This is a genomic window from Actinomadura sp. 6K520 (assembly GCF_004349245.1).
GTDB lineage: Bacteria > Actinomycetota > Actinomycetes > Streptosporangiales > Streptosporangiaceae > Spirillospora.
This window is the reverse complement of record NZ_SMLC01000435.1, coordinates 1-574: the sequence shown is the minus strand read 5'-3', so window position 1 is coordinate 574 and position 574 is coordinate 1. Positions and strand designations below refer to the sequence as shown.

Here is a 574-nt window from a genome sequence, read left to right as displayed (position 1 = left end):
CCCCCACTACTGGACCCAACACATCCGCCAACCCGTCCACTTCACCCAAAGCATCCAAACCCTCCACCAAAACAACACCACCACCTACCTCGAAATCACCCCACACCCCACACTCACCCCACTCGTCCACGGCACGCTCGCCGATCTCGGTGTTCCTCCCGAGGACGTTCTCGTCACGCCGACTTTGCGCGACGGGCACCAGGAGCTGCCCACATTTCTTTCAGCGCTCGGGCACCTGCACGCCCACGGCACAGAAATCGACTGGCCACGGGTACTCGACGAATTGGGCATCCCACGTCCCGCAACACCTGCGGTCCTGCCCACCTATGCCTTCCAGCGGCAGCGCTACTGGGTGAAGGCACAGGTCGGCGCGGGCGACGTCACCTCGGCCGGTTTGGAGACGGGCGGCCACCCCCTGCTCGGTGCGTGCGTCACGCTCGCCGACGAGCAGACCACCGTGTTCACCGGACGCCTGTCCCTGGACACCCACCCCTGGCTCGCCGACCACGCCATCAACAACACACCCGTCCTCCCCGGCACCGCCTACCTCGAACTCGCCATCCACGCAGGCGAC

At 65.9% G+C, this 574-nt stretch carries 1 protein-coding gene; it reads left to right on the top strand.

Translation table 11 applies throughout. The annotated features are described in order from the left end of the window. The coding region (locus tag E1289_RS37845; protein ID WP_207929429.1) for a polyketide synthase dehydratase domain-containing protein at window positions 1-574 on the top strand (574 nt) is incomplete at both ends.